27 protein-coding genes, 6 tRNA genes and 1 riboswitch are annotated in these 25,631 nt (G+C 46.0%); of the genes, 9 read left to right on the forward strand and 24 right to left on the reverse strand.

What is annotated here, in order from left to right; genetic code table 11:
- Positions 1 to 68 precede the first annotated feature (68 nt).
- Genes MHB54_RS06160 through MHB54_RS06175 form a run of 4 tightly spaced genes read right to left on the reverse strand, consistent with a single transcriptional unit; the run spans position 69 to position 3,638 of the window.
- On the reverse strand, positions 69 to 956 hold the full coding sequence (locus tag MHB54_RS06160; RefSeq protein WP_023987616.1) for a metal ABC transporter permease: 888 nt from the start codon (positions 954 to 956) through the stop codon (positions 69 to 71).
- Entirely contained in the window at positions 953 to 1,882 is a 930-nt protein-coding gene (locus MHB54_RS06165) for a metal ABC transporter permease (protein ID WP_023987615.1), read from the reverse strand. The genes MHB54_RS06160 and MHB54_RS06165 overlap by 4 nt, the downstream gene beginning before the upstream one ends.
- Before the next feature lie 5 nt (positions 1,883 to 1,887).
- A complete protein-coding gene (locus MHB54_RS06170; RefSeq protein WP_023987614.1) occupies positions 1,888 to 2,652 on the reverse strand; it encodes a metal ABC transporter ATP-binding protein in 765 nt (254 codons plus the stop codon).
- 14 nt (positions 2,653 to 2,666) lie between these two features.
- Entirely contained in the window at positions 2,667 to 3,638 is a 972-nt protein-coding gene (locus MHB54_RS06175; RefSeq protein WP_076264360.1) for a metal ABC transporter solute-binding protein, Zn/Mn family, read from the reverse strand.
- Between the two features lie 236 nt (positions 3,639 to 3,874).
- Between MHB54_RS06175 and MHB54_RS06180 the strand changes: the two genes are divergently transcribed.
- On the forward strand, positions 3,875 to 4,651 hold the full coding sequence (locus tag MHB54_RS06180; RefSeq protein ID WP_075153921.1) for a DUF3153 domain-containing protein: 777 nt from the start codon (positions 3,875 to 3,877) through the stop codon (positions 4,649 to 4,651).
- 195 nt (positions 4,652 to 4,846) lie between these two features.
- On the opposite strand, the gene MHB54_RS06185 is transcribed toward MHB54_RS06180, so the two are convergent.
- The 3 genes from MHB54_RS06185 to MHB54_RS06195 form a co-directional block, all read right to left on the reverse strand.
- A complete protein-coding gene (locus tag MHB54_RS06185; RefSeq protein ID WP_023987611.1) occupies positions 4,847 to 5,272 on the reverse strand; it encodes a thiol-disulfide oxidoreductase DCC family protein in 426 nt (141 codons plus the stop codon).
- A gap of 130 nt (positions 5,273 to 5,402) precedes the next feature.
- Positions 5,403 to 5,729 (reverse strand): hypothetical protein, encoded by a 327-nt coding sequence (locus tag MHB54_RS06190; RefSeq protein WP_025722703.1) that lies wholly within the window; start codon positions 5,727 to 5,729, stop codon positions 5,403 to 5,405.
- Positions 5,730 to 5,852: 123 nt separating this feature from the next.
- A complete protein-coding gene (locus MHB54_RS06195) occupies positions 5,853 to 6,272 on the reverse strand; it encodes an organic hydroperoxide resistance protein (RefSeq protein ID WP_013309264.1) in 420 nt (139 codons plus the stop codon).
- A 377-nt stretch (positions 6,273 to 6,649) separates the two neighbouring features.
- Between MHB54_RS06195 and MHB54_RS06200 the strand changes: the two genes are divergently transcribed.
- Together MHB54_RS06200 and MHB54_RS06205 are read left to right on the forward strand one after the other, a co-directional pair.
- On the forward strand, positions 6,650 to 6,934 hold the full coding sequence (locus MHB54_RS06200; protein ID WP_053324901.1) for a manganese catalase family protein: 285 nt from the start codon (positions 6,650 to 6,652) through the stop codon (positions 6,932 to 6,934).
- Positions 6,935 to 7,170: 236 nt separating this feature from the next.
- Positions 7,171 to 8,490 carry an Nramp family divalent metal transporter gene (locus MHB54_RS06205; protein ID WP_340981476.1) on the forward strand — a complete coding sequence of 440 codons (1,320 nt, stop codon included), beginning with the start codon at positions 7,171 to 7,173 and terminating at the stop codon, positions 8,488 to 8,490.
- A 78-nt stretch (positions 8,491 to 8,568) separates the two neighbouring features.
- On the opposite strand, the gene MHB54_RS06210 is transcribed toward MHB54_RS06205, so the two are convergent.
- The 6 genes from MHB54_RS06210 to MHB54_RS06230 all read right to left on the reverse strand — a co-directional run bounded on the left by MHB54_RS06210 (position 8,569) and on the right by MHB54_RS06230 (position 14,926).
- Positions 8,569 to 9,459, reverse strand: a complete 891-nt coding sequence (locus tag MHB54_RS06210; protein ID WP_068939866.1) for a GNAT family N-acetyltransferase — start codon at positions 9,457 to 9,459, stop codon at positions 8,569 to 8,571.
- Positions 9,460 to 9,625: 166 nt separating this feature from the next.
- On the reverse strand, positions 9,626 to 10,354 hold the full coding sequence (kdpC, locus tag MHB54_RS06215; protein ID WP_340981477.1) for a potassium-transporting ATPase subunit KdpC: 729 nt from the start codon (positions 10,352 to 10,354) through the stop codon (positions 9,626 to 9,628).
- Positions 10,355 to 10,373: 19 nt separating this feature from the next.
- Positions 10,374 to 12,404 (reverse strand): potassium-transporting ATPase subunit KdpB, encoded by a 2,031-nt coding sequence (kdpB, locus tag MHB54_RS06220; protein WP_028543041.1) that lies wholly within the window; start codon positions 12,402 to 12,404, stop codon positions 10,374 to 10,376.
- Positions 12,405 to 12,441: 37 nt separating this feature from the next.
- Positions 12,442 to 14,118, reverse strand: coding sequence for a potassium-transporting ATPase subunit KdpA (gene kdpA / locus MHB54_RS06225; RefSeq protein WP_165176322.1), 1,677 nt, complete (start codon positions 14,116 to 14,118; stop codon positions 12,442 to 12,444).
- A gap of 151 nt (positions 14,119 to 14,269) precedes the next feature.
- A complete protein-coding gene (locus MHB54_RS28685) occupies positions 14,270 to 14,347 on the reverse strand; it encodes a potassium-transporting ATPase subunit F (protein WP_071559652.1) in 78 nt (25 codons plus the stop codon).
- 183 nt (positions 14,348 to 14,530) lie between these two features.
- A complete protein-coding gene (locus MHB54_RS06230) occupies positions 14,531 to 14,926 on the reverse strand; it encodes a hypothetical protein (RefSeq protein WP_023987603.1) in 396 nt (131 codons plus the stop codon).
- Positions 14,927 to 15,041: 115 nt separating this feature from the next.
- A riboswitch (cyclic di-AMP (ydaO/yuaA leader) is annotated at positions 15,042 to 15,214 on the reverse strand.
- A gap of 466 nt (positions 15,215 to 15,680) precedes the next feature.
- Between MHB54_RS06230 and MHB54_RS06235 the strand changes: the two genes are divergently transcribed.
- A complete protein-coding gene (locus MHB54_RS06235) occupies positions 15,681 to 16,166 on the forward strand; it encodes a glutathione peroxidase (RefSeq protein WP_023987602.1) in 486 nt (161 codons plus the stop codon).
- A 145-nt stretch (positions 16,167 to 16,311) separates the two neighbouring features.
- On the opposite strand, the gene MHB54_RS06240 is transcribed toward MHB54_RS06235, so the two are convergent.
- Positions 16,312 to 16,394, reverse strand: a tRNA-Leu gene (locus tag MHB54_RS06240).
- 263 nt (positions 16,395 to 16,657) lie between these two features.
- On the opposite strand from MHB54_RS06240, the gene MHB54_RS06245 reads away from it, so the two are divergent.
- Together MHB54_RS06245 and MHB54_RS06250 are read left to right on the forward strand one after the other, a co-directional pair.
- Entirely contained in the window at positions 16,658 to 17,395 is a 738-nt protein-coding gene (locus MHB54_RS06245) for an urease accessory protein UreF (RefSeq protein WP_028543043.1), read from the forward strand.
- 296 nt (positions 17,396 to 17,691) lie between these two features.
- Positions 17,692 to 17,940 (forward strand): hypothetical protein, encoded by a 249-nt coding sequence (locus tag MHB54_RS06250; RefSeq protein ID WP_013309254.1) that lies wholly within the window; start codon positions 17,692 to 17,694, stop codon positions 17,938 to 17,940.
- 95 nt (positions 17,941 to 18,035) lie between these two features.
- Here MHB54_RS06250 and MHB54_RS06255 read toward each other — a convergent pair whose 3' ends face one another.
- The 6 genes from MHB54_RS06255 to MHB54_RS06280 all read right to left on the reverse strand — a co-directional run bounded on the left by MHB54_RS06255 (position 18,036) and on the right by MHB54_RS06280 (position 20,022).
- Positions 18,036 to 18,419, reverse strand: a complete 384-nt coding sequence (locus MHB54_RS06255; RefSeq protein WP_013309253.1) for a helix-turn-helix domain-containing protein — start codon at positions 18,417 to 18,419, stop codon at positions 18,036 to 18,038.
- Positions 18,420 to 18,511: 92 nt separating this feature from the next.
- Positions 18,512 to 18,886 carry a helix-turn-helix domain-containing protein gene (locus MHB54_RS06260; RefSeq protein ID WP_028543045.1) on the reverse strand — a complete coding sequence of 125 codons (375 nt, stop codon included), beginning with the start codon at positions 18,884 to 18,886 and terminating at the stop codon, positions 18,512 to 18,514.
- A gap of 185 nt (positions 18,887 to 19,071) precedes the next feature.
- Positions 19,072 to 19,527 (reverse strand): MarR family winged helix-turn-helix transcriptional regulator, encoded by a 456-nt coding sequence (locus MHB54_RS06265; RefSeq protein WP_023987598.1) that lies wholly within the window; start codon positions 19,525 to 19,527, stop codon positions 19,072 to 19,074.
- A 163-nt stretch (positions 19,528 to 19,690) separates the two neighbouring features.
- Positions 19,691 to 19,773: transfer RNA gene (locus tag MHB54_RS06270), tRNA-Leu, on the reverse strand.
- A gap of 15 nt (positions 19,774 to 19,788) precedes the next feature.
- Positions 19,789 to 19,864, reverse strand: a tRNA-Lys gene (locus MHB54_RS06275).
- Positions 19,865 to 19,950: 86 nt separating this feature from the next.
- Positions 19,951 to 20,022 (reverse strand) — tRNA-Glu (locus MHB54_RS06280).
- Positions 20,023 to 20,266: 244 nt separating this feature from the next.
- Here MHB54_RS06280 and MHB54_RS06285 point away from each other — a divergent pair.
- Both MHB54_RS06285 and MHB54_RS06290 read left to right on the forward strand, forming a co-directional pair.
- Positions 20,267 to 21,028, forward strand: a complete 762-nt coding sequence (locus MHB54_RS06285) for a DeoR/GlpR family DNA-binding transcription regulator (RefSeq protein ID WP_013309250.1) — start codon at positions 20,267 to 20,269, stop codon at positions 21,026 to 21,028.
- 68 nt (positions 21,029 to 21,096) lie between these two features.
- Positions 21,097 to 21,972, forward strand: a complete 876-nt coding sequence (locus tag MHB54_RS06290; protein ID WP_340981479.1) for a Cof-type HAD-IIB family hydrolase — start codon at positions 21,097 to 21,099, stop codon at positions 21,970 to 21,972.
- Between the two features lie 178 nt (positions 21,973 to 22,150).
- Here MHB54_RS06290 and MHB54_RS06295 read toward each other — a convergent pair.
- The 3 genes from MHB54_RS06295 to MHB54_RS06305 all read right to left on the reverse strand — a co-directional run bounded on the left by MHB54_RS06295 (position 22,151) and on the right by MHB54_RS06305 (position 22,897).
- A tRNA-Ser gene (locus MHB54_RS06295) sits at positions 22,151 to 22,239 on the reverse strand.
- Position 22,240: 1 nt separating this feature from the next.
- Positions 22,241 to 22,316 (reverse strand) — tRNA-Asn (locus tag MHB54_RS06300).
- A gap of 44 nt (positions 22,317 to 22,360) precedes the next feature.
- Complete coding sequence (locus MHB54_RS06305) at positions 22,361 to 22,897, reverse strand: SprT family protein (RefSeq protein ID WP_264454050.1); 537 nt, start codon at positions 22,895 to 22,897, stop codon at positions 22,361 to 22,363.
- Positions 22,898 to 23,041: 144 nt separating this feature from the next.
- On the opposite strand from MHB54_RS06305, the gene cmpA reads away from it, so the two are divergent.
- Positions 23,042 to 23,176 carry a cortex morphogenetic protein CmpA gene (gene cmpA, locus MHB54_RS06310; protein ID WP_007429337.1) on the forward strand — a complete coding sequence of 45 codons (135 nt, stop codon included), beginning with the start codon at positions 23,042 to 23,044 and terminating at the stop codon, positions 23,174 to 23,176.
- A gap of 104 nt (positions 23,177 to 23,280) precedes the next feature.
- Here the strand turns inward: cmpA and MHB54_RS06315 are convergent, their stop codons facing one another.
- Positions 23,281 to 25,503: a Tex family protein gene (locus MHB54_RS06315; protein WP_071559018.1), complete on the reverse strand. Its 2,223-nt coding sequence runs from the start codon at positions 25,501 to 25,503 to the stop codon at positions 23,281 to 23,283.
- Between the last annotated feature and the right edge of the window lie 128 nt (positions 25,504 to 25,631).

Below are 25,631 nucleotides of genomic sequence, written 5' to 3' on the forward strand. Positions count from 1 at the left end.
TGCATTCAGGTCTCTTATGCCTGAATGCACGCTATTTTGGGTAACTCATATGGGATCACTTCCTACAATCACTTGCTATCTTCGCCAACGATCCCCCGTTGTTGAAATAACTTTTGCCATACCACACCGTGAGACGGGGAAAAGAGAAAAGCTAAAAGCAGCAACACACCCGATACACACAGCATACATGCTGCAATAGAAGCATCCAATACACTTGCTGTGTAAAAGCCTACGACCGAACTGATCGCCCCAAATCCGACGCTGTATACAATCATATGGGACAACTTCTCCGTCAGCAAATAAGCGGTAAGAGGCGGTACAACGAGCATGCCAACCACCAGAATTGCACCCACGCTCTCAAATGACGCCACCGTCGTTAGTGAGACGAGACTCATCAGTAGATAATGAAATAAAACAACTGGAATGCCTAATGAAGCTGCCAAGGCGGGATCGAAGGAAGTGATTTTAAATTGCTTGAAAAAGCCCCCTATCACGAGCAAATTGATCAAAAACATCGCGCCCGTAATCCACACAGCCCTCGGACCGACATCGAAGCCGGCTATTTCTAACGTATTCCACGGCACATAAGCAATTTCCCCATACAAAACGTGATCCATATCCAGATGGGCATTGGAAGCGAACACACTGATCAGCAAAACACCGATAGCAAACAATGTCGTAAACACCACGCCAATGGCAGCATCACTTTGCAGACCGCTTTGTTGGAATAGCTGAATCAGGTACACCGTTAGAAGACCCAGCACAGCCGCACCAAACATCATCCACACCGAATCCCTCGATCCGCTGATGAGAAAGGCAATGACAATCCCCGGCAATACCGCATGACTGATTGCATCACCGATCATAGCCATTTTTCGGAGCACGAGAAAGCACCCAACGATACTACATCCCCCTGCCACTAACATTCCCGTCAAAATTACATAAAATGAACTCATAGGGCACGCTCCTCCCTTGGCTGTGTTCCGACTGTCTGCTCCAGATTTTTTCTGGCGTTCAACCGAACGATAGCCTTGGAGATCATCCCGCGCTGCGGCGCAAAAATCAAGCTCACTCCAAACACCACAGTCGCACACAACACGCATAACGGTCCTGTAGGCAGATTTTGTCCCAGAGAGCTAATGACCGTCCCACCAAGGCCTGCTATAGCACCAAACAAGCCTGATAGGCATACCATGACACCCAGCTTCTCTGTCCAGTATCTTGCCGACACGGCCGGGGTAATCAGCAGGGCAGCCATCATAATGACTCCCACGGCCTGAATGCCAGCAACCACCGCAATGACAATCATTAGCATCAACAACTTATCCAGCAAACCTGCCGGAAAACCAAGTCCGCGGGCAAAGCCGGGATCAAAGCTGAGCAGCTTAAATTCCTTGAAAAATAATATACATATTCCGATGAGTACCACCGAAATTACCGCCATCGTATAGACATCAGACAATACCATTGCCGCAGCTTGACCAAATAGAAATTTATCCAATCCGCTTTGGTTGCCTGCGCCACTATGCTGAATTTCGGTCAACAACATAATGCCGAAGCCAAAAAATACGGACAGCACCGCTGCAATCGCGGAATCGCTTTTAATTCGTGAATACCGGGTTAATGCACTGATGGCAAAGGTAGCAACAATCCCCGCAATAGCGGCCCCAATCATAAATCCAAACACTGATTTTGTACCTGTGATCATAAAAGCCACACATACCCCCGGCAAAGCCGCATGTGCCAAAGCATCTCCCATGAGCGACTGCTTGCGCAAATACATAAAACTGCCAATCACCCCGCTGCTTAAACCGAGCAAAATGCAGCCCAGCAAAATCCACTGCATGTTTGGGTCGGTCAAAAGCGTTGCCAAGCTTGTCATACTGCTCACCTCACTCCGAGTATCGTACCGGAATCCGGGCCTGTTTTGAGTATACTCAGACGCCCGCCATACGTACGCTGCAGATTTTCCTCGGTAAAAATATCTGTCGTCTCTCCAAACGCCATCAGATGCCCGTTCAACAGCATAACCTGATCAAAATAATCCGTGACTGTAGATAAATCATGATGAACGACAAGCACGGTTTTGCCCTGCTGTTTCAGATCATTGAGCAATGAAATAATGGCTTTTTCTGTTGCAGCGTCCACACCGACAAACGGTTCATCCATAAAATAAAGCTGAGCATCCTGCGCGAGTGCTCTGGCTAAAAAAACACGTTGTTGCTGACCGCCAGACAATTGACTAATCTGCCTGTCTGCATATTTGCTCATTCCAACCTTGTCCAAACTCTCCATCGCAGCCTGACGATCTGCTGCTCCCGGACGCTTAAACCAGCCCAATCTGCCATACCGTCCCATCATAACCACATCCAATGCGTTCGTCGGAAAATCCCAATCCACCGACTCCCGCTGTGGTACATAGCCAACCTTGAGTAGCTGTTGCTTATAGGGCTTGCCGTAGACCAGCACCTCGCCCCTAAGCTTTGGAATCAGTCCAAGCGCTGCCTTGATCAGTGTAGATTTCCCAGCCCCGTTCGGACCGATAATACCAATCAGCTTGCCTTCCGGCACCTCAAAGGAAACATCGAACAAAACGGGCTTTTTTTGATAAGCTACCGATAAATCACGAACGACAAGTGGTGAATGCCCCATGTATCTCTGCCTCCTTATTTAAGAGCTTTAACAATCGTATTAACGTTATGCTTGACCATTCCAATATATGTTCCATCTTCTGTGCCCTCTTCACCCATGGCATCCGAATACAGCTCGCCACCAACCTTAATTATATGACCTTGCTGAGCGGCCCCCTGAATAACCGCATCTATGGCCTTTCTCGGAACACTAGATTCTACGAATATAGCCTTGATTTTATGTTCGACCAGATAATCTCGCAGCTTGGTCACATCTTGAGAACCCGCTTCTGATTCTGTGCTCATACCTTGAAGTCCTCTCACTTGAATGTGGTAGGCATCTCCGAAATAGCCGAAAGCATCATGTGCCGTGACAAGCACGCGCTGGGCTTCCGGTATACTGGCAATCTGCTCTCTCGTGTAATCATCCAGCTCTCGCAGCTCAGTAAGATAGCTTTCTGCGTTGGCCTTATATTCCTCCGCATGAACAGCGTCTAGCGCCGACAATTCATCTCTGACGGTTTCTACCGCAGACATCCAATTCTGTACGTTAAACCAGATATGTGGATCATGCTCAGATCCCATTTCCGGGCTACCTGCACGCAAGTGATCCTGGGCGATGTTTTTGGACACAGGTATGACGGGTTTTTGCTTGCTGATTTTCTCCAGAATGTCCTGCATTTTTCCTTCCAGATGCAACCCGTTATAAAAAATAACGTCGGCCTGATCCAGCTTGCGCATATCTCCCTGAGAAGCCTTGTACAAATGCGGGTCAACGCCTGACTTCATAATTCCCGTGACCTCCACATAATCACCGCCGACCTTGCCGACAATGTCAGAGATCATACCGATGGTAGCCGTAGCCTTTATTTTTTGTCCCGCCTCTCTCGCAGTTCCCTGCTCCTTCTTCTTAGCATCGGTACATGCAGTCGCTAGAACTAGAGCTAGAGACAACACTCCAACCGTCGTTACCCATCGCGGCAAAGCCTTCTTAAACTGCTTGTTCATGTTTTAAAATCCTCCTTTGAATATTCGTTTTGGGACAAACTATTTCCTTGATTCAATTATTTTTTATCAATACTATATTTTAGAGTATACACTAAAGTTTTTACCTAGGGAAACATTTTATAAAATATAATTCTTATGTATTTCGTTATACCGTTCGATTTTCGTTCTCCCAATGTGTAATATATAGAAGATATCCAGTCATTAAACCAAAGAATACATATAAAGAGGTGCAGGTCATGGAGCCAACAGGATACAGCCCTTATCGGAACAAACGTCGGCAAGTTCGGATACGAAAAATACTGCTCATTTTTATGCTGGTGTGCTGTCTGCTTGCCCTAACTTCCTGTGCTCGAGGTGACATCCATGTAGATGTTCATCTCGATCAAAGTGTAGATATGGATGCAACGTTCAGTGTAAACAACCAGACACTGATGATGTTGGACAATCCCGGGCTGCTAGATCGATTAGTCAAGCGTATTCAAAGCAACAATGTAGATGTACAGCCGCTAGCTGAACAGGGAAGAAAGGGATATCAAATCAAGGGACATTATCAAGGAGATTGGAGCACAAACAAAAAAAATCCCAGTCAGGGATTAAATCTACCTGAGGGATTAGAAATAAAGCGTGCTGTGAGTCAACATTTTTTCACAACGAATATTGATCTTACCATGAAGCTCGATCTACCACGGATGCTTCCTAAAGAAGCTCAAGGACTGAGTGACAAATTTGAGCAAATGAATGTGTTTGCGCGCAAATTACTGGAGCGGCAGCTGGATCTTAACTTCAGCCTATCCTTACCCATCCAACCTGCTACCAATAATGCGGACCGTGTGTCGGAAGACGGAAAAACACTATATTGGGACATTGCTCCTTTGGAATCTAACGAGCTAAAATTGTCTGTTAACGTACCCAATGTACGACATATCGTGTATGTAGCTGTTACGAGCCTGATACTGATCGTGATCGCTGTGATCTTACTAATTCGTAGACATCGCTCCAAAAAAGAAACTTAAAAAAAAAGCAACTAAAAGTGCGTGTTCAAAAAGTCGGCTTTTCGGGACCGAGAAGGTTGGATGAAGCTAGGGACTGAGTAGCGGAGCGTAGACAGATCTACGTGAGCAACGGAAGGCCCGGCTGAATTCAAGATTCGACGTCGAATCCGCTTCTTGAATAGCTTCGTTATGGAAAGACGACTTTTTGAACAACCTCTAAAAAAATCGTTGTCTAATTTCTGGTGGGGGGATCTGACATTGATCCTCTTCATCCTTGCCAAACCAACGATATCGGTTACGCGCCACCCAGTTATAGACTGCATTGCGCACAAAGCGGGGAACCAGGATGAACACATAGGCCAGCGGATATGGAAAACGAAGACGTTTGGCAATTCGCAAAGCTGCGGTTGACCTTGTATAATACGTACCGTCTTCAATCAGCACGAACGTATCCAACTGATCTGTAGATAGTCCTCCTGCACGTAATAGTTCTTGTCCTGCCTCAGATTGCAGGGAACCAAAATGAAATGTTCCCTTAGGGTCACGCTTGATAATAAAGCGGGCCGCTCCCTGACAAAAGTGGCATACCCCATCCACCAACACAATGGAATGATCTGAATGGGCATGATCAGACTGGTTCATAAATGCATTTCACCTCCAGAGAAATCAACGGCATGAATACCAGCAACGCAACCATATGAATATAAACAAAAAAACGCCGAAAGTATCCGACGCTTGTTTAGAAATGTATAGTCTTTACCTGTTCGAAAAACTAGCTCAATGCTTTCTCAAACAGCTGTTTCGTATTAATTTGCTCTAAAAACTCCTCATGGAACTTATCCATACACTTGCAGATAAAATCCTTATGGCATACCGGGCAAGGCGTCGTTAGCAGTCGACTAATATTCGTCAAGGTCCACTCCGGATTACGTTGAGAAAAAACGCGGCACTCCGTTCCATCGGCCAAACTCATTTTAAACTCATAAAGCCCTTCTTTTTCGTTGCTGCCAGCCAGCGTGAAATTAACAATATTCGGTCTGTAAGACATCATATCACCCGTATTTTTCAAATTTGTTTCGTACCTGATGACCAGAATCACCTAAGCCATCTTAATGAATTTTGGCGATGATGTCAAATGGTCGCGAATCTCAGCTAATCAAGATCTATGTGCAAAAGCCGCCAATAAATCGGCGGCCAGAGTGTAAAAGTTATAGAAATGCAGTCAAATGACATTGAGCTCGACATCAATGTTACCGCGTGTTGCTTTGGAGTATGGACAAAAATCATGTGCTTGGCGTGCCAAATCTTCGGCCTGGGCGCGTTCAATACCAGGTATTTTCACATCCAGACGTACCGCCAGCTGGAAGCCGCCATCGCTTGGGTCCTTGCCGATAGATACGTGGCTGGTGACCTCAACATTATCCACCTTCACCTTAGCCTTTCGGGCCACGTTAGCCAATGCGCTCTCATAGCAGGCACCATAACCTGCCGCAAACAATTGCTCCGGATTCGTAGCTTCTCCACCTGCGCCACCCAGTTCCTTCGGCGTACTGAGCTTATGCTTCAAAACCCCATCAGATGAAGCGACTGAACCGTCTCTTCCACCATGTACCGTTGCTGATGCTGTGTATAATGCTTCCATGATTTCATCTCTCCTTCTCTATATTATTTGCATTCCGCAGGAATCTATCGTCATGTTAATACATGATTTCCTTCTCGTATGTACTTTAAACGAACTACACAAAATGAATCATTTAAAACATGGAAGTTAACTGATTTATTTACCGTTTAATTCCACCTCACCTTGTTTACACTATATGTTATAAGCCCCTAACTTGATGGGCTGTCAACATGTGTCTTGAAGGTTTACTCGCATCATTTTATTGTATCTGCTCAGACTTCCATGACTGACACCCCTGTCGCACGCGAGATCGTAGGCTACTTGCTGGTGCGGGGTGAAGTCCATGTGATGGCCTAGGTCAAAGCGTTGGAAAAGCTTACAGGCATAGAAATAACAAAATGCTTCCGATTCCGAACTTGAATAAGGCCTTTTCTGAAACGCGTAAATTCAAAGAAAAAGGATTGCACCGGGCTATTTATCGTTTCAGTCCGAATGACTACAAGGAAATTGATAAAATATGGAACGGCGTTCACCCGGAAGATGGACAACCTTTGTATGTTAAAGACGGTCCTCCCGAAGGAGCTCCCATCCCCGATTTGGAGGAAAAGCCAGAAATGTTCTCCCCAGGACTATCCTCGGAAGAAATTGAGGAACTGGCTGCACGGCTCTCCCGCAATATTTAAAAGATGTAATTTAAAAAAAATCCAAAACGACCAAGCTGCTCCCCTCAGAGTGATATAGCTTGGTTTTTCTATTGTTCAGCTTTATACGATGGCTATATTGCTTCAAAAATACGATTAACTTGCTTGACCACACAAAAGTTGCACTAGACAAAAACTATTGTGGGTGTACAATAGGGATAACACAATCGTTATGTCACTAATAATATATTTCAACATCAATAAAGAAGGTGAAGCGTATGAAAAATACAAAGGGCAACTTCGCGGAAATCGCTTCACTGTCGGAAGTGAATCGTTCCTTGAGCGTCCCGAAAGACGGGACCTGGTTTCGGAAGTTTCTTGCCTTTGCTGGACCCGGCTATATGGTCGCAGTCGGCTATATGGACCCCGGCAACTGGGCCACAGACATCGCCGGCGGATCGAAATTCGGCTACACGCTGCTTAGTGTCATTCTAATCTCCAACCTGATGGCCATCCTGTTACAAGCCTTATCTGGCAAGCTTGGCATCGCCACAGGTAAAGATTTAGCTCAAATGTGCCGTGATGCCTATAGTCGTCCTGTCGCGATCGGCTTATGGCTATTGTGTGAAATTGCCATTGCAGCCATGGATTTGGCCGAGGTCATCGGTTCAGCCATTGCGCTGAAGCTGCTGTTCGGTCTACCGTTACTATACGGAGTTATCATTACAGCATTTGATGTTATGCTCATTTTACTGCTGCAAAACAAAGGTTTTCGGGCATTGGAAACACTTGTCATTGTGCTGATGGCGACGATTGCCGGCTGTTTTGGCATTAATCTCCTTTTGGCACAACCGGAATGGGGCGGCGTATTGGGCGGCTTTGTACCAGACTCGCAAATTTTGACGAATCCAAGCATGCTGTACATTGCCATCGGTATTATGGGCGCTACTGTAATGCCGCATAACCTGTATCTGCATTCTTCTATTGTACAAACTCGCAAATTTGAGCAGACTTCAGCAGGTAAACGGGAAGCTATTACATTTGCAACTTGGGATTCCAGTATAGCGTTGATGTTCGCTTTATTTATTAATGCCGCCATCTTGATCGTGGCAGCTGCTGTATTCCATACGGCAGGAAGAACAGATGTAGCCGAAATTAGTGATGCCTATTATCTGCTTTCGCCACTAATGGGAACCACACTGGCGAGCATACTATTTGGGGTGGCATTACTCGCCTCAGGTCAAAATTCAACCGTAACAGGCACTTTAGCTGGACAAATCGTGATGGAGGGCTTTTTGAATCTTCGTCTTTCACCTTGGTTGCGTCGTCTAGTGACCCGCCTCATCGCGATCATTCCAGCGGTTATCGTCACTGCAATCGCAGGTGAAAAAGGTGCGGAGGAACTGCTTGTGCTGAGCCAGGTCATCCTGTCCATCCAGCTTCCCTTTGCCATCATTCCATTACTTCTCTTTACCAGCGACAAAAAAATTATGGGTGAATTCGCAAATAAAATGTGGCAAAAAGTATTAACCTGGATCGTGACCGCTGTCATTATCATCTTGAATGTAGTGCTCATCATCCAAACGATTTCAGGTTAATCGGTAGCCAAATATGAATATATTAAAAAGGTATCTCACTTGCCCCAATGGCAGCGAGATACCTTTTTTTTGTTCATCCTATTTTATTTGTCCTGTATAAATTAAATTTTGTATAGCACTCACATAATAATGAGACTCGGCAGAAATCTCAAACCCTATTGACCGATAGAGGTTCAAGGCACGCTCATTTTGCGTAACTACTCCTAGTCGAATCTTAGTGTACTGCTTGGCAAGCAAGATTTTCACCAAACAAGCAAGAATTTCACGGCCATACCCTTTGCCTTGGTATAATGGATGTACACAGAAATCATGAATAACAGCTGTATCCGTATGAACATGATTGACTCGAATCATTCCGACCGGTGTCAGTCTATCTACAGCGAGGTAAGTTACACGTTCTGGTTCTCTCGTATGCTTAAAATAGTTCTTTGTCCAAGACTCGGAATCACCAAAAGCTTGCGATGAACATTCAACCATAAAATCAAAATCCTGATCTTCTTCTAGCCGCAAAACTAAGCCGGATTGATGTAACCTATCAGATTGGAACCGATTTAAATTCATGGAGAATTCAGACGTACTAAAGTTGGCCCCCAAGTGCTTCACACAATCTATTCCAGGTATTGAATTGGACGGGATTCTGATGCGACATGCTTTGATGCCTTGTAATTGTATCTCAGCTGCAGCATTGTACATTAAGGAGCGGAATACACCCTGGCGCCGATAATTAGGATGAACCATAGCGTTAATATTAGCTTCGATTTCATCTGATGTATACCAACTGAGATAGCCAATCAACTGGTTGCCCAATTGGCAAAGGATCGCTTTATCTCCACCGTTTTCTTTAAGGCTTTCTATGCCCACTCTTAAACTTGATCCGTCGAAATTCTTGCATAGTTGTTCCAACATTCGTATTCGAGCAATCTGATGATCTGAAAAATCATTCATTTTAAAAAATTTATAATCTTGCATATTATTGGTTACCCTCATCAAGAAGAAACCACGCAGTTTATGGACGAGTAGGCGCTGTCCTTCTATAGTCTGTCCGCTTATTCATCGTTACCATTTGGACCGCCTCCTTGATCATATATGAGTACTATTTTAACTTAATTATCAGACAAATCAATTTATTATATTCTCAACGCTTGGCAGGCTCTACCTTCATTTGCGCCTCAAGCGCGAGATTCAGCTTGAGCACGTTCACACGTGGCTCGCCGAACACCCCTGCGCTGCGGCCTTCTGTCTGCTCCTGCACCAGTGCTCTCAGTCGATCCTGCGGGATACCCGTCAAGCCACTAATGCGCGGAATTTGCACCCGTGCCGCCTGTGGCGAGATGTGCGGGTCCAGACCGGAGCCGGAGTTCGTAATCAGGTCCACCGGAACCTGACTGACGGGTACATCCGGGTTATGCTTCTGCCAATCCGCAATAGAGTCCTTGACTCGCTGTATCAAGGCTGGATTCGACGGCGCGTAGTTACTTGAGCCTGAACCAGCCCCATTGTAATCAACGCTCGATACCCGACCTTGAAAAAACGCCGAATCGGCAAAGGACTGCCCAATCAGTTCGGAGCCGACCACCCGCCCCTCCGCGTCACGAAGCATACTGCCGTTTGCTTGCTGTGGAAACAGAACCTGCGCTACTCCTGTACTGACTAGCGGATATGCCAAACCGCATAAGAGAATCATCAGCACCGAAGTTCGCAAAGCCACTCCAATAACTGTACTTCCTCGCATCTCTTGTCTCTCCGGTTGTCCTTCCGACACTGTCCCGGTCCCTGTACGTTTGTTATGACCTTGCCCGCCAGATTCGGCTTTTTCGTGCGCAGCAAATCTGCGTCCAGACATCATCCGATAAAAACCACTCATGTCGCTCACCCTTTCTGCGCTAAATCCACAAATGCACCAACAAATCAATGGCCTTAATGCCAACAAACGGTACGACCATACCGCCCAGACCGTAAATCAGCAAATTCCGTCCCAGCAGGCGATCCGAGCTCATCGGCTTATACTTCACGCCCTTCATGGCCAGCGGAATCAGAAGCGGAATAATAACCGCGTTAAAGATCAGCGCCGACAAAATAGCGGACAGCGGGGAGCCAAGCCCCATGACGTTCAAAGCGCCCATTTGTGGAATGGCCAGCATGAACATCGCCGGGATGATGGCAAAATATTTGGCAACATCGTTCGCAATGCTGAACGTTGTCAATGCTCCACGCGTCATAAGCAGCTGCTTGCCGATCGCGACCACCTCAATAATTTTAGACGGGTCGGAATCCAAGTCCACCATATTAGCCGCTTCTTTGGCCGCGACTGTGCCGCTATTCATGGCAAGACCGACATCCGCTTGCGCCAGCGCAGGTGCATCATTGGTGCCGTCTCCGGTCATAGCAACCAGCTTACCCTGTTCCTGCTCACGTCGGATAACCGCTATTTTGTCCTCCGGCTTGCTCTCAGCTACAAAGTCGTCCACACCCGCTTCTCGTGCAATTGTAGCTGCTGTCAGTGGATTATCTCCGGTACACATGATCGTACGGATACCCATTTCCCGGAGCTGATCAAACCGTTCCTTCATGCCTGGCTTCACTGTATCCTTCAGATAAATAATGCCGTATATCTGATCATCCAGCGCGACTGCCAGCGGTGTACCTCCTTCAGAGGCTACCTGATTCGCTTTTTCCTCCAGATCGGCTGGAACACTGCCGTTTTGCGATACGATCCATTGCCGAACAGAATCCACCGCGCCCTTGCGTACCTTTCGTCCATCGGCCAGATCCAGACCACTCATCCGGGTCTCCGCCTTGAATTCGATAAAAGTTCCACCTGCTGCCAAGGATGCATCCAACGTATGCTCCTGTTTGCGCATCAATTCGAGAACTGAGCGCCCCTCTGGCGTCTCATCCTTCATAGAGCTAATCGCTGCCCACTTCACTAACTCTGCCTTCTCCACGCCCTCTACAGGCACGAATTCACTCGCCATTCGGTTCCCGAAGGTGATTGTACCTGTTTTATCCAGAATCATCGTGTTGATATCCCCAGAAGCTTCTACCGCCTTGCCTGACATGGCCAACACGTTAAACTGGGTGACCCGGTCCATACCGGCAATCCCGATGGCTGACAGCAGTCCTCCAATCGTGGTTGGAATCAGACAGACTAGCAACGAAATCAGCACAGGAACAGGCAAATCAATATTAAAATGACGGGCAATCGGCGCTAGCGTAACCACTACAATTAGAAAAATAATCGTTAAGCTAATCAGCAAAGTGTTCAGTGCAATCTCATTCGGCGTTTTTTGCCGCTGTGCGCCTTCCACGAGCGAAATCATTTTATCAATAAATGTCTCGCCCGGCTCTGTCGTAATCCGCACCTTAATCCGGTCACTGACCACTCGCGTCCCGCCGGTTACCGAGCAAAAGTCACCACCCGATTCCTTGATGACCGGAGCCGATTCGCCCGTAATTGCAGATTCATCCACCGAAGCCAGGCCTTCAATGACCTCACCATCGCTTGGGATCATTTCGCCCTGGGAGACAATAACCACGTCCCCCTTACGCAATTCGGTTGAGCTAACCACCTGAATGTCATTTCCGATGAGCTTGTTAGCTTGCGTTTCCTGCTTGGATTTTTTTAAAGAGGCAGCTTGTGCCTTACCCCGCCCCTCCGCGAGCGCTTCGGCAAAATTAGCAAAAAGCAACGTAAACAACAGAATAACAAACACGGCCAGGTTAAAGCCCAATTCCTTGCCAGTTCCAAAATAACCGGGAAACAGTAACATTAGCAGCACGACCAATGTACCGATCTCCACGACGAACATGACAGGATTTTTCATCATAATCATCGGATTTAATTTTATAAAGCTATCCTTGATCGCATGCTTCAAGATGCTTCTGTCCAGCATGTGTTTGCGCTGTTCCTTCATGATCAAACACCCCGTTCATCCATTCTCATTTTCTTCTTCACATGGTCAAAAATTCAGCAACAGGTCCCAATACGATGACGGGTAAAAAGGTCAACGCACCAATCAGCAGCACGACCCCGATCAGAATAGCTCCAAATAACTTGTTGTCCGTGCGCAGTGTCCCCGTCGTCACCGGAGTCGGTGCTTTGGCATTCAACGAAGCCGCCACAGCCAACAATGCAATCATAGATACATATCGTCCGAAGAACATAACCATCCCCGTTGTCATATTCCAGAATACGTTGTTATCCGAAAGACCTTCAAATCCCGAACCGTTATTTGCGGCAGATGACGCATATTCATAGAGCACCTGAGTCAACCCGTGATAGCCAGGGTTAGTGACCGCATCGTATCCCCAATGACTCATAAATGCAAGTGCAGTTGGGGCGAGAATAAGAAACGGATGTACCAAAATGGCAATCGCGATCAGCTTCATTTCCTTGCCTTCAATCTTCCTTCCCATAAATTCCGGAGTTCTCCCGACCATCAGTCCGCATATAAACACACCCAGAATCGCATACATCAGCATATTCATCAGCCCGACACCCTTGCCGCCAAAAATGACGTTTAGCATCATTTCTCCCAAAGCAGCCATACCACCCAGTGGGGTTAGTGTATCATGCATATTATTGACCGAACCTGTCGTTGCCGCTGTTGTGACCGCAGTGAATAAAGCCGATTGTCCAATGCCGAAACGAACCTCTTTCCCTTCCATGCTTCCTTGAGAAGCATCCACACCCAGTGTCTGGATTAACGGATTACCTGTCTTTTCAGACACATACGTAATGGATAGAAAAATTAGAAACAATACCATCATGGAGCTAAAAATAATCCAGCCCTGTTTACGATTACGGGCAAACAATCCAAAGGTATACGGCAACGAAGCCGGCATTACCCACATTGCCAAAATTTCCAGCACGTTCGTCCAAGGACTTGGATTTTCAAAAGGATGCGCAGAGTTAGCTCCCGCATAACCGCCCCCGTTTGTCCCCAAATGCTTGATGGACTCCAGAGAAGCAATGGGTCCCATAGAAATCTGCTGCTGTGTTCCGCTCAGCGTCGTAAGATCCGCCGTAGGCTGTAGCGTCTGTGGTACCTTCAATCCAACCAGCACCAGCGTAAGCACAAAGGCCAGCGGCAGGAAAATCCTTATAATGGCTTTAATAAAATCTTGAAAGAAATTGCCCATCCCTTCACCGCGCCGCGTCAATCCTCTCATAAAAGCCGCAGCAACCGCAAAACCGGAAGCAGCCGAAGTGAACATCATCATCGTGACGAACGCCATCTGTGTCAGATACGTAAGCCCGCTTTCTCCGCTATAATGTTGGAGATTCGTATTCGTCATAAAGCTGATTACCGTATTAAAAGCTAGTGATGCTTCCATATTACTGTTTCCCGCCGGATTACCGGGAAGCATTCCCTGTAAACGCAACAGCAAGTAGCTGATCGCCACAAGCACGACATTCGTTGCAATGAAACTCATAACATACGTAGTCCAACGCATGCTTTCTAGCTTCTTCAATCCTACTATCTTATAAATCAGCTTTTCTGTTCCGCCAAAAATCCGATCCGTCCGATTGGGTTCATTCGAGAATACATGATACATATAGGTGCCCACTGGCTTTACCAAGAGCAGCAATATGACGATCACAATTCCAATTTGAAGCAGCTCCATCCTTTATTCCTCCTTCAAAATGCTCCTGCGTTTGGAACAACAGACCTGCTTCCAGAGCACCAATTGTGTGCACACGTTTGCGAAAACCCGCTACCTATGATGCTTAATATTCAGATCTGTTGTTCCCGCCCGCTCTATCCCCTATAGCTGACTAGAACTTTTCAGGGTTCAGGAGTGCGTAGATTAAATACATAAACACAATAGCCGTAAGCCCAAGTATAACGATCATCCTCTTCGTCCTCCTTTAGAGGTCTGCGCATCACACCAGCGTACAAACAGCAGTATCACTCCATAACTCACAGCCATGACGAGCAGCATGTATATATCCATCATGTTTATACCCTCCGTATCGGTCCTCAGATCGCCATTCTTATTTGATCATAAAATCATAAAACAACTATGTTATAAGTGCTTATCCGTTCAGCAGAAAACCCACCTCTCCGTTCAATGTGTAGATCACATGATCCGCTCCCAATCCCCGATAAATTCCTTGTGGATTACAGCCGTGCGTAATAACATAGATCGATTCCGATGTTAGCGGCCGACATATTTGCAGGAAACGGCACGTCAGATTCAAGCTGTTCTCGAACAAATACACACTACCAATTTCTTTTTTTGGAAAATTCCATTTTCCCGCTTGCATGGTATTGATGCGGACAATGTGCTCCACACCCATTTTTTTGAGCTGTCGTTCCTCCTGGGCGCTATTCGTGAGAACTGCAAACGCCAATTTTTTGAAAATAAGCAATTTCACAAAACTTCTGCCCGCTTCATTCGGTGCAGTGACAATAATTAACCGACCTTCCATCAGTAGCTCCTCTCCCGGTATAAAAAGACAACAAAAAGAAGCCGAAGGAAAAAGGCTTTCCTCCGGCTTCTTACATATCCATGATAAAATAAACCATGGCTGCACACGGCGGTTTGTTGCCTCTCCCTGTACGCTTACGAGGTTAGCTGTCGGATTCGGACGTGAGAGTCGCCCTATTTCTGGCACTTGACCTGAAAATTCACCCCATGAGACACACGGCTTCCGAAGCCGTACAATCTCGATTGGTTCCCCCGCTTTTGCAACTGCAAAATTCAGCGCTATAGACATTTCGTTGTTGCTTCATTCAAGTTAATTTGAAATTACGTCTTGAATCATACACCCGCGCATGGAAGACTGTAAAGCTCAACTGCGGGGTTATAAATCGGCCTTTAGAGCCTAGGATATTAATAATAGCGCTTACAATGCAACTATGCTTCTCACAGCTCCTTCAATCTCTGTTTTTCATCCCTTTTCGAAAATGACAAGCATGTCAATATTGGCGTAGGGTAGGGCGTTTTTGGCCTTTTTTTGTAAAAAGAGAAGAAAATACGCTATATGTACCAGCTAAACACCGATTGAACCCGCTTTTATAAGAAGAAACACCTTAATTCGCTCCATTTGCGGTGCGATTTACTGTTTTGAACAAAATACGATTTTACAGCGGCTAAAGGCTTGATACAGCTTTTCAAAACTTGCAACCTCGATTTTAATTGCTTACAATTTAATTGCTGAATATTGAATAAGGAGAGATACTATGACCGTTTATGAATATGATGCGCACACCCTGCAAGGGAAACAAATTCCGTTATCCACATATGAAGGGAACGTTCTGCTTATCGTGAACACTGCCAGCAAATGTGGGTTAACCCCCCAATACAAAGCGCTACAAGAGCTATATGACCAGTACCATGAACAGGGGCTCGAAATTTTGGGATTTCCCAGCAACCAATTTGCCAAACAAGAGCCAGGTTCCAGCGAGGAGATTTCCGAGTTTTGCCAGATCAATTATGGTGTTACCTTTCCGATGTTCGCCAAGACAGATGTCAATGGCGATCAAGCGCACCCCTTATTTCGTTACCTGACCCAAACTGCTCCGGGGGTATTAGGGTCCAAAGCGATCAAATGGAATTTTACTAAATTCTTAATTACACGAGAAGGTAACGTATTTAAGCGCTATGCACCGCAAACCACTCCAGATAAGCTGGCGGGAGATATAGAGAAGCTTTTGCAGCAAAACTGACATCCTTCTTTATCACAGTTAATAAACGACCGGTTGTCTACCGTTGTTCTGTGGCAAAAGGATATAACGAAAAATGCTTAACAAAAAAAGCATCCCTTCACGTAAACCGTGTCAGGATGCTTTTTTAACTGAGTCTTGCATATAATGCGGTCGAGAGGACTCGAACCTCCACGGGCGTACGCCCACTACCCCCTCAAGATAGCGTGTCTGCCATTCCACCACGACCGCAAATCATAATGTAATGAGGCAACAGATTTATTATACTCTCTCATCAACTATTTGTAAACAAAAATATAATAATTATTTTATATGTTATTTTAACTAACATATATGAGCGATAAGAATATTTAATTTGACACAAAAGCTACTTAAATGTAAATATATATTACATATATTTCGAATATCTTTCGTCCCCCCCAAGTAAAGAGTGAAATAACGTAACATAAGGATTCACTTCGAGGAGGCGAACCACCCTGCATAAAGGCAACCGCTTGCTGAACTATGCATTATTGTTGGACCCTTCCCTACCTGTTGGTGGCTTCACCCGTTTCAACGGACTGGAGAAACTATCCCGTAACGGACATTTGAACAGTCTACAAGACCTGGAACATTACATGCTGGATGATTTGTATCCTCAATTTACAACCGTTGACGGCATGGCTATCAAAAGTCTGTATGTCGCCATCCAGCAGAATGACAGTTGGCGGATCGCCCTCATTGATAAGATGCTGCATACCCAACGTCCCTCCTGGCAGCATGTGAAGGAGTTTCGTCTATCCGGTCAGCGTCTACTCAAGCTCGCTAAGGCTCTTTATCCTTGGCTTGAATTTGACCAGTTGGAATCCATACTCATTCAATACAATGCGATTGGCACACTCGCTACCGTTCACACCTGGATTAACTTCCTCCTCGGAAACGATGTAGAACAGACCGTTCACGGCTATCTTAGCGCAGCGGTGTCCTTCTGTGTGGAAGATGCCTTCAAACTACTCAATCCTCCTTATGAGGAAAAGAACCCTCTTATGGAGCGTATGACAAGCGAGCTCCTCTCTGCCTGGAAGAAGCTTAACCAACCTGAGCCAACTGCATCTCAGCGTCGCTTTCTTCACAGACATTGGTCCAGCTCCTACATCACTCTACCTCTTTATATGAGCCATAATAACCAATTGGATGAACCTAGACTGTTTTCCTCCTCAGGTCTATTCAAACGCCTTCCAGCATCCCCCTGATGCGTCGCTTCGCCAATGTGGTCACAACACCAAAAACACTCTGTCCCTTTCCTCAGGTGGCAGAGTGTTTTTTATCCACATATAATCGCAATTCACACCATTAGCAGACTCTAGACGGATTATCAGAACCACCTAGCACTTAATTAAGTAATTAATTCAACAAAATGACGCATTTACGATTGTAAAAACACGTATAAAAGTGTATCATAGTGTCAGATGGTTAATTCTAACATGTTTACTGATGATTATTATAACACACCAATTATTCCGCAAGAATCCGTAAGGGGCGATTTCTCTTGAATAACAAAATGCCTGTCACCTCCTTCGGGTGGGCCATCAAACAACGGCTTGTCGAACTTCGACTGGATCAGAAAACATTTTGTGAGACACACAATATTCCGCCTTCACGCTTGTCCAATCTGATTCACGGCACCCGCAAAGCACAAAGGTACAGAAAACAAGTTGCTGCAATTCTGAACATCGACGATAACGATTATAAGGAGGCACCGCACTCTAAACCTAACAAGCATTCCAGTTACATATAGGTCATTCCATATCACCAAGAAACCAAATAAACCCGTAAAGCGAACCCCTCCAGTTCGTTTACGGGTTTTCAACCCAGACATCTTTAGCCAAAAAGTTATTCCGGCTTTGTTTTATCCTTCTCACTTTTTTGCTTACGGTATTTCGCAAATTCAACATATTCTAAAATAAAATTCTGTTCTTCCGTCTCAAGATCTTCTGCCTGGCAATTCAGTGGCCCCATCACTCCAAAAAAATAAGCAGCCTTCTGCTCCTGAAGTACGCCTTCTCCTGGCTTAATCCCTTTCATTAACCAATCGAGCGATACATTAAAAAAGTCCGAAATCTGAATCAAATGGGTGGTACCCGGCGTTGTTTTCCCCCTTCTCCAATCACCGAGATTCCCTGAACTGATTTTAAGTTTTTCACAAAATGCCTTCTTGGTCATTCCGCGATCCTTAATCAAAGCTTCAATCCGCTGATAAATAGTTTGATCTCCCAAAATGTTTCCCCTCCGACACAGTAACTTTTTCTGAAATAATTTTCATTTTCAGCCTTACTCATTAATAATCCTCATCAAATCCTAAGCAACCATTACCCCATAGTAGAATTGCGCTGGTTTTTCTCTTTACGAAAGCGGGTAAATTCAATATACTCAAGTATAAAATTTCTTTCCGCCTCACTAAGCGGTTCCCCCTGGCAATTCAGTTGCCCTGAAGCGCCAAAAAAATAAGGGTCTTGCGACTCCTTTAGCACCTCACCCTGTACATCTCGACCCAGCATGATCCAATCCAGACTGGCATCAAAAAACGAAGCAATTTCAATGAGTTTATTCGTGCCCGGCGTCGTTTTTCCTCTTTTCCAATCCCCGAAGTTCCCTGTACTAATGCCTAACTGCTGGCAGAACGCCTTTTTCGTCATTCCCCGTTCCTTGATGAGTTCCTCAATGCGATGGTAAATAGATTGCATAGAAGTTCCTTCCTCCCTAGCAGGCTCTCAAATAACGATATCATGTTCTCTGTTCCCATTTCAAAGATCACGTATGCTAAAATTACCGAATTATGTATGTTGGTTTCCATTATACCACAACACGCAACAAAAACCGCCTGTTTTCCGAAGAAAGGGCGGTCTTTAAGCCAGTTCACTTACGCCAATCACGTAGCAGAGTTGTCGATTTTAAGTAAGATATGCTTCAATTCATTCAAAGTTTCACTCAGATGCAATAAATCTTCTTCTGGCAAATACACCAGTCTTTCTTGAATTTTATTGGAGAAGGTATGAAATACCTGTTCACAAAAAGCATCGCCTTCCTGTGTAATCGCCACATTCACGACTCTGCGATCCGAATCACACGATTGGCGGTCAGCCAACCCATGCTCCACCAACTTATCCAGAAGAGGAGTCATGTTTGGACGTGAGACATTAAGTTGTTTGGACAAATCGGATACTGTAGACGAACGCACTTCACGCAGAAGCATGAGCACTTGAAAGTTATTAGGCGACAAGTGTAATGGGAAATCGAGCGGACCGTAGGTGAAAAATTTCTTCTTCACAATCGGAAACAAGCCCAAAATATTTTCTGATATATTTCCTAACAGTTGAGTGTCCATATTTTTCACCGTCACTTCATAAGTTTATACTTATCATTCTATAACATTATGGCATTATATTATACTATGGAATCATTATTTCATCATAATCATTACTTTATTACATCACTACACAAATAAAAAAAGCCTCTACCGCGAGAGACTTTTCCGTTTATTCCATTGATGCGGTCGAGAGGACTCGAACCTCCACGAGCGTACGCTCACTACCCCCTCAAGATAGCGTGTCTGCCATTCCACCACGACCGCATAACAAAATATAAATGGTGAGCCATGAAGGACTCGAACCTTCGACACCCTGATTAAAAGTCAGGTGCTCTACCAACTGAGCTAATGGCTCATGCTGTTCATCCAAGCTGTCCGCCATTAGACCAGACCTCAGGAATTTCCCTTAAGCATGCAACATGTAGTCTATAAAGACAACAATGACCCGTAGGGGATTCGAACCCCTGTTACCTCCGTGAAAGGGAGGTGTCTTAACCCCTTGACCAACGGGCCTTATTATTATACGCCAACTTGGCGACAAGAAAGAGTATATCAAATAGAATAACGAATGGCAATACTTATTTCTAAAATTTTTAAAAAAGCAGTTTTTATAAGCACAAAATTCGCATTTACTTACAATACCTTATCTAAAATCACTAAAATCCTGAAAACAGCGATAAATGATTGCAATATCACTTGTATTTACTTATAATCACTTACGAGATACCGAAATAATTATATATCAGAGGAGCTTTTTATGTATCAGGAAGAACGAATGTTAAAAATCGTTGATTACTTACAGCTTCATAAGCGTATTTCGGTGGATGATATTTGTGAATTTTTTAATGTTTCACGAGATACGGCCCGTCGAGACCTCGTAAAACTTGAAGAGCATCAAAAAATTATTCGCACCCGCGGCGGCGCTCTTCTCCCTACACTTCATCACGATCCAATTGGAAATTATAATGAAAGACTACTTACTGTATCCGAGGAGAAACAAGTGATCGGACAGCTGGCTGCCAGCATGGTACGAGATAAGGATCGTATTATATTGGATTCCTCTACCACCGTACAGGCGTGTGCAGAAAGACTGAATGTGCAGGAATGTTCGGTCATCACCAATTCAATCAATCAGGCTGACGTGCTATCTGGAAAAGACGGTGTCTCCATTCATCTGCTGGGAGGCCGCCTGCAAAAAGAACACCGATATGTATATGGCTCCTCCGTGATCGCCACTTTGTCTCACTATTTTGTAGACAAAGCCTTTATCGGGATTGGTGGTATATCTGCCCACGGACTAAGCCTGATTCATGAAGAAGACGGCATGCTGAAGCATCAGATGATGAAACAGGCAGATCAGGTGATCATCCTTGCGGACCATTCGAAATTCGGAATCAATTTTCCATATCGTTTTGCCGATCTGTCTGAAGTTAATATCGTGATCACCGACAGATTGCCAGAACCAGCGATGCTGGAAATTTTGCAACATTATGATGTGGAAGTTGTTGTACCCTCATAAATATGAAACTGCTTAGCTAGAGCTCAAGATTTATCACAGAGATATCGAAAGACAGGAGCTGGAGAGAAATGAAACTGTTTGCGATTGATATGGATGGAACACTGCTGAACGAGGAAGGAAAAATAAGCAAAGTGAACGCGGAGGCTATACGCCAAGCACAGCAGCAAGGCGTTCAGGTGACAATTGCCACTGGTAGAGCTGCTTATGACGCCTGGACGAAGCTAGAGGAAGCAGAGCTTGTAACTCCCGTCATTGGAGCAAACGGCGCAACCGTACACGATGTGCATCGTCGTCAGTTAATCTCTACTCCTATGGGCCGCAGTGAAACGTTTGAAGTGCTGAGCTGGCTGCATGACAACGACTTTTACTATGAGGTCATGACAGACCGCGCTATTTATTCTCCACAAAACGGACATCAGCTGCTTGCTGTTGAAATGGACCGCTTGCTGAGCTCCAACCCGGATATTTCGCTGGATACTTTATTACATGCAGCTGAAAAACAATATGAACAGACCGGACATACTCGCATCGCTTCATATGAGGACATTCCACTGGATGTAGAGATTTATAACGTGCTCTGTTTCTCCTTTGATCAAGCCAAATTGGATTGGGGCCGTGAACGTTACCGAGGTTTTCAGGGCCTGAACATGGTCATCTCTTCAGACCGTAACTTTGAAGTCGAGCATAGGGATGCGTCTAAAGGTAATGCATTGCGTTATCTGGCGAATCATCTGAGCATTCCCATGCAGGAAGCCGTAGCGATTGGGGACAGCTACAACGATATCTCCATGCTGACGATGGTAGGAACAGGCATTGCCATGGGCAATGCAAAAGACGACATCAAGGCCGTCTGCTCCGAAGTGACTCTGACTAATGCAGAAGATGGCGTTGCTCATGCTCTGTTGAACATACTCAAGACAGTCGAGGCTGACAGCGTGAAATAGAAGTTATTGGCTGCGTACAAGACAGGCTAACGTCGCTTCATGCTGTACGAAGCACGTCCGCCTCTCCATTTAAACGATTTCAGTCCACCGTTACTCTCAAAGCAGATATAGACGAAAAGGACGCTCGCAAGCATCATTACAATGCATACGAGCGTCCTTTTTCTGCTTAAAATACCAACGGAGAGAGAGGGATTCGAACCCTCGCACCGCTTTCGCAGCCTAACCCCTTAGCAGAGGGTCCCCTTATAGCCACTTGGGTACCTCTCCATGGCTCCCCGAACAGGACTCGAACCTGTGACAACTCGATTAACAGTCGAGTGCTCTACCAACTGAGCTATCAGGGAACATTACTGTAAATTATCATACAGTATGGTTAATTTACCATGATTCAGGGGGTGCCGTCAAGTGCCAACAGGCGAAGCTTACCTCCACACTTCCCACAGCGATACCGCTGAGGATTCATCTTACGCTTGCGCATATACTCCTGTTTACAGGAAACGCATACTAGCTTGTAACGATAAGGCTGAGGCTTACGTTCCGTTCTTCCTGGCAGAGTCTGACAATGCCTGCTCCCTCCTACACGGGCAAGCCATGCTTTGAAGTCAGCATCTCTATGCTGATAGCCCATCCCTCGCAAATGTAAATGATAATGGCACAGCTCATGCTTAATAATTTTCTCCACCTCAGAACGTCCGTAAGCTGCGAGTTGATGTGGATTAATTTCAATATGATGACTTTTCATAAAATACCTACCGCCTGTGGAAGACAGGCGCGCATTAAAGGTGGCTTGATGTCGAAACGGCACGCCGAAGCTCTCCAGCGAAATGCGCTCTACCCATTCTTGAAGCTCTTCATTACTCATAGAACGGTTCATAGAATGGTTCATAGAATGGTTCATTGAATTGCTCAGGGACTTAGACTCCATCCTTCCGGTCTCTCCTCCTTTGCTCCTTACTGACAAGCATATTATAAAATAACGGCCTAAGTCTAACCCCCAATTCATAAGCACACTTTAGGTACCCACCCCATATGCTAAACATACAGAAGTAACGCAGAGGAGGAGATCGGCTTGCCTCAATGGCTCAGCAACCAGCTCATGCGGGCCTTTTACAAAAAGGACCGGCGCCAAATTAAACTGTTGAACGATTGTTGGTTTTTTTATCATAAAGCACCTGGCGTGGAGTTCGATGCCAACAACGGGTAGAAGCTAAGGCATCCAAAAATGAAAGCCGGAATCTCCGATGCAGTTCGGAGATTCCGGCTTTTGTTATACCTTCACAAGAAGGTTGTACAGCTTTATTTAAAGTATTATGCCTGCGATTGCGCCTCTGCAGGAGGTTTCATCGTCAGACCAACCCTGCCTTTTTTCAAATCAACATTTAACACCCACACCGTCACGTTATCACCGACAGATACGACATCCATCGGATGCTTTACGAAGCCACTGCGCAGCTGTGAAATATGAACCAACCCGTCACTTTTAATACCGATATCGACAAATGCGCCGAAATCAATGACATTGCGGACGGTTCCCTGAAGCTCCATACCCGGTGAGAGATCCTCGATCTTCAGCACATCCTTGCGGAATACAGGCAACGGCAGCTCGTCACGCGGGTCACGGCCCGGACGCTGGAGACTGTCCAGAATATCCTTCAGTGTTGGCACGCCGACTTCAAGCTTTGCAGCCAATTCGTCAATGTTGGACACGCTCAGTGCTTCCATTGCAGTCTTAGTACCCAGATCGTGGGCGCTGATGTTCAGTTCCGCCAACAGGCGGTCTACGACAGCATACGATTCAGGGTGAATCGGTGTACGGTCCAGCGGATTTTCTCCACCCGGTATACGGATAAAGCCTACAGATTGCTCGTAGGTTTTTGCACCAAGACGCGGCACCTTCTGCAACTGACGACGGTTGCTGAATTTACCGTTTTCCTCACGGTACTTAACGATGTTTTTGGCAATCGTCGCATTGATCCCCGCTACATAGGATAACAGCGCAGAGGAAGCCGTATTCACATCCACACCGACATGGTTAACGGCTGATTCGACAACGTCCTTTAAGCTTTCATCCAGATGTTTCTGCGACACATCATGCTGGTATTGGCCTACACCAATAGCCTTCGGCTCAATTTTGACCAGCTCAGCCAGCGGGTCCTGCACACGACGTGCGATGGAAGCTGCACTGCGCTCGGCCACGTCCAAATCTGGAAATTCCTCCTGTGCCAGCTTGGAGGCAGAATATACACTCGCGCCCGCCTCATTGACGATCAGATACGCTAGACTGCTGTCACCAATGTCCGCAATGACTTCCGCTACAAATTGCTCTGTCTCGCGCGAAGCGGTTCCGTTACCAATGACAATCAATTCGATACCATATTGGGCAATTAGCTGCTTGAACTTTTCAGCAGCCTCGCGCTTCTTGTTATTCGGCGGTGTCGGATACGTCACAGCCACTTCGAGCAGCTTGCCGGTGTCATCGACAACCGCCAGCTTACAGCCTGTCCGATAGGCCGGATCGACACCGAGCACACGTCGGCCCTTGATCGGAGCCTGTAGCAACAGGCTGCGCAAGTTGCCTGCAAAGATGGAGATGGCCTGCTGCTCGCCCTTCTCCGTCATTTCAGCGCGTACTTCACGCTCGATAGATGGCGCGATAAGTCTTTTATACGCATCCTCAATGACACTGCGCAGCAGATCTTGCACGACAGACGATCCTTTAATCACTTGGCCAGCCACGTAATTGTAAATGGAATCTGGCGCCACCTCAAGACCAACCTTAAGAATGCCTTCCCGCTCCCCGCGATTAATTGCCAGAATACGGTGAGGTGGCATTTTCTTAGCGAGCTCACGATAGCTGTAGTAGTTCTCATACACGGATTCTTGCTCCGCGTCCTTCGCTTCGGAGGTCAACATACCATGGTCCAGCGTGTATCGGCGTACCCATTGGCGAATAGCCGCATCATCCGCTATATTTTCAGCTAAAATGTCCAAGGCTCCTTGGATGGCCGCCTCAGCGCTGTCCACTCCCAGTTCCGCATTTACATAGGACTCGGCTTCTTTCAGAGCATCGCCCTGCTTCGGCTGGCTCCAGATCCAGATGGACAGCGGCTCCAGTCCCCGTTCCTTCGCTACACTGGCGCGGGTTTTGCGTTTTTGCCGATACGGACGATACAGATCCTCCACTTCCTGAAGTTTAACCGCAGAGGTGATAGCAGTCTGCAGGTCTTCCGTCAGCTTGCCCTGCTCATCAATAATGCGGATGACCTCTACCTTACGATCCTCCAGATTACGCAAATACACCACACGATCTTCAATTTCACGCAGCTGATTTTCATCCAGCTCTCCTGTCATTTCCTTACGATAACGCGCGATAAAAGGAATTGTATTCCCTTCATCCAACAAACTGATCGTTGTCCGGATTTGCTTGAGTGCCAGCGACAGCTCTCTCGCCACTTGTTTGACAATCCGCTCTTGGCGTTCTGCTTCGTTCGGCTCCTGCCGGATTTCCGTCTTCGTTTCCTCGTTAGACAAACCTATCCCTTCTTCCTCACAGCTCTTGTCTTACACCATGTCTTTCATTATCACAAAAAAAGATTCAAAGCGCCAGCAGGTGACGTTAAAGCAAGCCCTACCTGCATTTTTCATTGGACACGCAAAAG

This window comes from Paenibacillus sp. FSL M7-0802 (genome assembly GCF_038004945.1).
GTDB lineage: Bacteria > Bacillota > Bacilli > Paenibacillales > Paenibacillaceae > Paenibacillus > Paenibacillus polymyxa_B.